The following is a 6852-nucleotide window of genomic DNA, read 5'->3' as shown; positions in this document are numbered from 1 at the left end:
GCCGCCGCGACGGGCCATCCATGGCCCAACACGGCTAACCCGGCGTCCTGCCGGGTTACCCACGGATTCAAGCCTGCGGTCGGCCAGCGTGGTTGACGGGGCCTGTTAGATCAAAGTCAAAAGCAAGATCAAAAGCAGAGCACGGCGGCCTGAAAGCCGACCTGAGTGGTAGAAGCAAAAGCAGGGCGATAGCACAGCAATGCACCTCTATCTGATGCACTGCGATCCAAATGTGGGAGCGGGCTTGCTCGCGAAGGCGGTGGTTCAGTCAGCTCATGGGTCACTGGCACACCGCCTTCGCGAGCAAGCCCGCTCCCACAAGTTGATCGAGTCCAGCCGCCAGCACTGCACCGCACTGCTTTGCTTTTCTGTGGGAGCTGGCTTGCCTGCGATGCAGACACCTCGGTGTATCAGGCACAACCAGTTGATGCCATCGCAGGCAAGCCAGCTCCCACAATTTGACCGAGTCCCGCCTCCACCATCGCAGTGCTTGGCTTTTCTGTGGGAGCTGGCTTGCCTGCGATGCAGACACCTCGGTGTATCAGGCATAACCAGTAGATGCCATCGCAGGCAAGCCAGCTCCCACAAGTTGACCGAGTTCAGCCGCCCGCACCGCACTGCTTGGCTTTTCTGTGGGAGCTGGCTTGCCTGCGATGCAGGCAACTCGGTGTATCAGGCACAACCAGTTGATGCCATCGCAGGCAAGCCAGCTCCCACATTGATTGGGTTTTCACAGTGGATCTGTGGGGTTTTTAAGAGTGATCAAACTCCAGCAAACAGTGCGGGCTGATCTCGCCTTCCAGCGCGGTCATGTGGTGTTCGGCATCGCACATGGGTTCATGCATCAAGCTGCGCACCGCGCGTTCGTCGCCGGCACGAAAGGCAATCAGCAACTGCCTGTGAAGGCGTCTTCGCTCAACCGTCCGAGCACCGACACTGCCAGTTCTACTTCGATGACCTTGCGCAGCGGGTACACCTGCTCGCCGTCCAGGAGCTGAAAATGCAGGTAGTTGCGCAATGCACGGCTGGCGGGTTCGGTGCCGGCCGGGTTCGGATACACGCCGCCACCGGGACCGGTGTACGTACTCACCAGGGCTTCCACTTCCAGCGCTTTGAGCGCTTCACTGGCCGAGCCTTTGGAGCACTGGACGCTTTCCATCAACTCGCGCTCGGTAGGCAGGCGGTCGCCGGGTTTCAAGGCATCGGTGACGATGGAGCGCGTGACCGACTCGACAATCACATCGCAGAGCTTCTGGCGTTTGCGTCGCAACGGGCGGCTGAGCATGGGCGTCTATTGAGCCTATTAATGCGGATTAATAGCGCTTAATAACGATTGGTCGAGAGCGTCAGCGCAGGGTGTCGTTTTCGACGCGTAGAGGCCGTAATCGCAGTGATTATTCCTAGCGGCCGAGGTCGAGACAGCGCGTGGAGGGCGGCGGCTGTCGGCCGTTGACCAGAAAATCCGCGACCCAGCGGTTGGCGCAACCGGCTGCAACCGCGTCGGGCCGGGATGATTCCTTGAGCAACAATTGCTCGACGCCGGAGGCCACCGGCTCAGCGTGCCCGGCGTTGACCAAGACCATGCGCGCGACGCGTTCGGTAAACAGCGCGGCGTACCGACTGCCAAGTCGGGTGGCCTGGGCATTGCCGAGGAAGTTGAGCCGGGCCTCGCCCAGTTGTTCGCGCACAAACTCCATATCGCGCGCGGCCTGTTCCACACCGGTTTCCTGGCTCAGGTCGCGGGGGCTCAGTTCGATCACGTCATAACGGTTGGTCAGGGTGCGATAGGCCGCCGTGGCGTAGGACTCCCAGCGGCCGACCAGTTTAAGGACGAAGGTTGCGCCCTGGCCCGTTTGCGGTTCGCCGGCCTGAATGAACACCACACCCTCGCGGCTGAGCGGTTGCCGGGCGCCGACACGGGTCAGGGCCAGGCGCACCGTGCCACGCTTGGGCGCGGCGTGGTCACGGGGCACGCTGACGCTGGCGCATTGGGTGCGCTCCAGCACCTCAGGGTCCGGCCGTTCAAAGGCGGGGAAGGGACAATCCAGCAGCCAGTCGATTGCCGTGGGCGCGATCAGAGGCTCGGCAAAAGCCCGGCTTGCCACCAGCCAGAGGCAGACGCACGCCAGGCTTTTTACAACAACGCTGGGTTTCATCAAGAAGGTCCGGGCAGCCGTTTGAAGACGGCTTTTTTACCAAGGACCTCGGGTCGAAGAATGTAGGTTTGTTAAACGGTTTGTGTAGGACAACGGAGTTTCGTTATCAGAAACCGGCGTTCCACCCACCCCCCAATGCCTTGTACAGCGCAATGCTGGCTTGAAGGCGCGACAGCCGCAGTTGCACATTCAGGTCTTGTGCCGCGTACAGCGTGCGTTGGGTTTCGAGCACCGTCAGCAAGTCCTCCGCGCCCGCTTGGTAACGGCTTTCGGCGATGCGGAAGGCGATCTGGGCCTGTTGCAGTTCTTCGCTTTGCCAGTCGCGTTGCTGATCCAGGCGCGTGATGCTGCTCAGGGACTTTTCCACGTCGGCAAAGCCGTTGATGATGGCGCCGCGATAGGTTTGCAGCAGCTCATCCTGACGGGCGCGGGCCTTGTCGCGTTCGGCGCTTAAACGACCATTGTTGAAGATCGGCGCCACCAGGCCCGAGGTCAGGTTGTAGAACGGGCTGCGCAGGAGTTCCTCGGCCTTGTAGGCGCCCGATCCCAGCGTGGTGCCCAAGGTCACCGTGGGCAGCATCGCCGCACGGGCCACCGTGACATTGGCACTGGCCGCCGCAAGCTGCGCTTCGGCCTGGGCCAGGTCGGGGCGGCGGCTGAGCAGTTGGCTGGGCACGCCCGGGCCGATACTCGGCCAGGTCAGCGCCTGGAACGACTCGGCGCCCAGGCTCAGCGCTTGCACGGGTTGGCCGAGAAGGGCTGCGAGGGTGATCAGCGATTCTTCGGCCACTTGCTGAATCAGCGGCAGTTGGCGTTGCTGGCTCGCCACCAGGCTCTTCTGTTGCGCCAGTTCCAGGGCCGTGGCGGAGCCGGCGTCGTAGCGGGTCTGGACCAGGTCGAGCACATTGCGCGCGTTCGCCAGGTTCAGCTCGGCGATCTGTTGGCGCTGGCGCGCGGCGAGGGTTTGCGCATAGCGGTCGGCGACGTTGCTGAGCAGCGTCAGCTCGACGGTGGCCTGGTCGAACTCACTGGCGCGCAGGGTCTGCAGGGCACTGTCGCGGGCGGCAGCACGCCCGCCCCAGAAATCCACTTCATAGCTGGCGGTGAGGTTGGCGCCGAAGCTGTCGACGGTCTTATTACTTTCCGTTGCGTCCAGTGAGGAATTGCCGCTGCCGCGCAGCAGTTTTTCGCGGCTGGCGGTGAGGTTGAAATTCACCTCGGGCAACAACGGCGCACCGGCAATCACCGCGCTGGCCTGGGCCTGACGCACGCGCGCCATGGCGGCCGCCACGTCATAGCTGTCGCGCCGGGCCTGGTCGATCAGGCGGTTGAGTTGCGGGCTGCCAAATTGCGTCCACCAACGCTGGTTGGTGGCTTGCGTGGCCTGTCGCTCGGCGTATTGCCACGCGGCGGGCGGCGCGATGCCGCTGTCGACCTGGGGCGGGTGGCCGGTGCAGGCGTTGAGCAACAGGCACAGGCTGAGCAAGGGCAGGTGCGGCGGGATGCATCGTTTATTCACTGGTCAACGCCTTAACCGGATCGAGCCGGGCAGCTTTACGGGCCGGCATAAAGCCGAATACAACACCGGTGACCAACGCACAGCCAAACGCGCCAAACACCGCCCACAAGGAAAATTGCACCGCCACCTCGGCCAGCACCAGCACGCCGCCTACCAGCAGCGCCAAAGCGATGCCGAACAGCCCGCCAACCACCGAGAGCATCACTGCCTCGGTGAGGAACTGGCGCAGGATGTCGCGCTGGCGCGCGCCGGTGGCCATGCGGATACCAATTTCGCGAGTCCGTTCGCGCACGGTCATCAGCATGATGTTCATCACGCCGATACCGCCCACCAGCAGGGAAATCGCGGCAATCGAGCCGAGCATCAACGACAGGGTGTTCTGCGTGCGCGCCTCGGCCTGGATCATTGCCGCGTTGTTGGTCAACTGGTAGTCGCGCTTGCCGTTGTGCAGCTTGAGCATCAACTGGTCGATGGCCAGTTCGGCCTCATGCACCTTGCGCGCATCGGCGGCGGCAATCGCCACGTATTCGGGGTTGTAGGTGCCGAACAGGCGCACGCTGGCGGCGGTGTAGGGAATGGCGACACGGTCATCGCTGTCTTTGTTGCCGGAACTGGAGCCTTTTTCAGCCAGCACGCCGATGACCTGGAAAGGCACGTTTTCGATCAGGATGTATTGGCCGATCGGGGTGGCGACGTTCTTGAACAGTTTCTCGCGGATACGGTGGCCGATCACGGCGACGGTGGCCCCGGCGCGCTCGTCAGCCTCGGTGAAGTAGCTGCCCTCGACCACCGGCCAGTTGAAGATCTCCGGGAAGTTGACGTCGTTGCCGCCCACGTAGGCGAGGTAATCCAGATTGCCGAACCGTACACCGGCGTCGCTGCCATTGACCGGCATGATGCGCTTGACCTGGGGCAGCGCCGCCAGGGCCGCGACATCGTTGAGGGTAACGATGCCCAGCGGCGTGCGCGGGTTGGGCGAGGAGCCACTCAGGTAGATGATGTTGGAGCCGAACGCGCCCATCTGCGCCATGACCTGGCGCTTGCTGCCTTCGCCCACCGCCAGCATCACCACCACCGACGCCACGCCGATGATGATGCCCAGCAGTGTCAGCGCGGTGCGGAAGCGGTTGATCCACATCACTCGCCAGGCCGCTTGCACGGCGTCCACCAGTTCGGCTTTCCAGGCACCGTTGTGTTCGGCGCCGTCGGCCAGGCGCTGGCGCAGGTCCACGGCTTGCAGCGCGCCGCTGTGGGCGGCGGCGGGCACGTGGGTTTCACGGGTTGCCGAGTCACTGATGATCAGGCCATCACGGATCTCGATGATGCGGTTGGCGCGCGCCGCCACTTCACGGTCGTGGGTAATCAGAATGACCACGTGGCCCTGGCCCGCCAGTTCATCCAGCAGCGCCATCACCTCGGCGCCGCTGTGGCTGTCGAGGGCGCCGGTGGGTTCGTCGGCGAGAATGATATGCCCGCCGTTCATCAGGGCGCGGGCAATGGACACGCGTTGTTGCTGGCCGCCGGAGAGTTGATGCGGGCGGTTGCCGGTGCGGTCGGCCAGGCCCAGGCGGGTCAGCAGCGCCTTGGCGCGGGCGTGCCGTTCGGCGGCGCTGATGCCGGCATAGATCGCCGGCATTTCGACGTTTTCCTGAGCCGAGCCCGACGGGATCAGGTGGTAGCCCTGGAACACGAAACCAAAGGCTTCACGGCGCAGCCAGGCCAGTTCGTCGCTGTCCAGGTGCGCGACGTTTTCGCCGGCGAACAGATAGTCGCCCTCGGTGGGGCGATCAAGGCAGCCGAGAATATTCATCAGCGTGGATTTGCCGGAGCCCGACGCGCCGACGATGGCGACGAATTCCCCGGCATGGATCGACAGGTCGATCCCGCGTAACACGTCGACCTGCGGGCTGTCGCCGCCGCCGTAGGATTTGCGGATGTTCTTGAGTTCGATCAGCGGCGTGGTCAAGTCAACCCCCGTTGCCATCGACCGGGCCGATCAGCAGGTGATCGCCTTCGTTCAAGCCCTCAAGCACTTCGACCCGCAGGCGGTCGCTGATACCCAGGCGCACCGGGCGCTCCTCGATATCGCCGTTTTTGGCCACCACCCGCGCGAATGGCTGGTCGGCGCCGTGGCTGCCCAACAAGGCCGCGACGGGGGCCGTGAGTACGTCCTTGACCTGACTGGCGACGAAAAAAACCTGGGTGGTCATTTCGGCCATCAGCGCATTGTCGGCGTTGTCCACATCCAGCAGCACGGTGTAGAGCACCACGCGGCCACTCCCGCTTTTGCTGGCGCTGCTGGGGCTGCCACTGCCCTGGCTGGTTTCATTCAGCGGCTTGGGCGGTATCGGCAAGATCTGGCGCACGGTGCTGGTCCAGCGCCGGCTGCCACCGGCGAGGGTGGTGAAATAGGCGCTCATGCCCGGTTTGACGTGGCCTATGTCGGCTTCGGAGACTTCGGCCCACACGGTCATCGGCGATAACTTGGCAATGCGCAGGATCAGCGGCGTCTGTTGCTGGGCGTTGAGGGTCTGGCCGACCCGTGCGTCCACCGCCACCACGGTGCCGCTCATGGGCGCATAGATGCGTGTATAGCCCAACTCTGCCTCGTCGCTGCGCAGGCTGGCCTGGGCCTGGCGGATCTGTGCCTGGAACATCTCGACTCGGGCCTGGGTGGCACTCAGTTCGGCCTTGGCGGTTTGCACGTCTTCTTCGCGAGTGGCGTTGCCGGCGGCCAGGCGCTGTTGACGCTGGTATTTCTGACGCGCGAGTTCGTGCTGGGCCTTCTGTTCCTGCAGCTGGGCCTTGAGGTTTTCGATGGAGTAGCGACTGGCATCGAGTTTGGCTTTTTGCGTCGAAGGGTCGATTTCCACCAGCAACTGGCCTTCTTTGACCTGATCCCCGGCCTCGACGTGAATCTCGCGGATCTGCCCGGACGCCTGGGCGCCGACGTCGACATACCGGCGCGGTTGCAGCGTACCCAGCGCAGTGACGCTGTTTTCAATGTTGCCGCGGGTGACGGTGACAGTGGACAGCGTATCGCGGCCGGGCGGCAGCACCTGCCAGGCGGCCACCGCAAGGATGGGGATCAGGCACGCGACAGCGAGCAGGGCGCGTCGAGCGGGGCGAGGGCGTTTCATGCGTTGGTTCCAGCCAGGAAGTGAGGGCCGCAGTTGC

General features: G+C 63.9%; 4 protein-coding genes and 1 pseudogene. All 5 read right to left on the bottom strand.

Annotation, left to right across the window (positions count from 1 at the left end; translation table 11 throughout):
- Positions 1–752: 752 nt before the first annotated feature.
- A pseudogene (locus tag AACV02_RS16425) lies at positions 753–1285 on the bottom strand (FadR/GntR family transcriptional regulator).
- Between the two features lie 115 nt (positions 1286–1400).
- Positions 1401–2156: an alpha/beta fold hydrolase gene (locus AACV02_RS16420; RefSeq protein ID WP_119735726.1), complete on the bottom strand. Its 756-nt coding sequence runs from the start codon at positions 2154–2156 to the stop codon at positions 1401–1403.
- Between the two features lie 106 nt (positions 2157–2262).
- Complete coding sequence (locus tag AACV02_RS16415) at positions 2263–3675, bottom strand: efflux transporter outer membrane subunit (RefSeq protein ID WP_119735724.1); 1413 nt, start codon at positions 3673–3675, stop codon at positions 2263–2265.
- Entirely contained in the window at positions 3668–5659 is a 1992-nt protein-coding gene (locus tag AACV02_RS16410; RefSeq protein ID WP_177413656.1) for a MacB family efflux pump subunit, read from the bottom strand. Before AACV02_RS16410 ends, AACV02_RS16415 begins: the two co-directional genes overlap by 8 nt.
- Complete coding sequence (locus AACV02_RS16405; RefSeq protein WP_106578886.1) at positions 5643–6815, bottom strand: efflux RND transporter periplasmic adaptor subunit; 1173 nt, start codon at positions 6813–6815, stop codon at positions 5643–5645. Before AACV02_RS16405 ends, AACV02_RS16410 begins: the two co-directional genes overlap by 17 nt.
- Between the last annotated feature and the right edge of the window lie 37 nt (positions 6816–6852).

The organism is Pseudomonas sp. Larv2_ips (assembly GCF_963879675.1).
GTDB lineage: Bacteria > Pseudomonadota > Gammaproteobacteria > Pseudomonadales > Pseudomonadaceae > Aquipseudomonas.
The sequence above is the reverse complement of the archived record's forward strand: the minus strand, read 5'-3'. Positions and strand labels throughout refer to the sequence as shown.

What these genes read in the sequence shown, in the direction of transcription:
- AACV02_RS16405 (WP_106578886.1), bottom strand. Translation starts at nt 6,815, where the DNA reads ATGAAACGCCCTCGCCCCGCTCGACGCGCCCTGCTCGCTGTCGCGTGC.
- AACV02_RS16420 (WP_119735726.1), bottom strand. Translation starts at nt 2,156, where the DNA reads ATGAAACCCAGCGTTGTTGTAAAAAGCCTGGCGTGCGTCTGCCTCTGG.
- AACV02_RS16410 (WP_177413656.1), bottom strand. Translation starts at nt 5,659, where the DNA reads ATGGCAACGGGGGTTGACTTGACCACGCCGCTGATCGAACTCAAGAAC.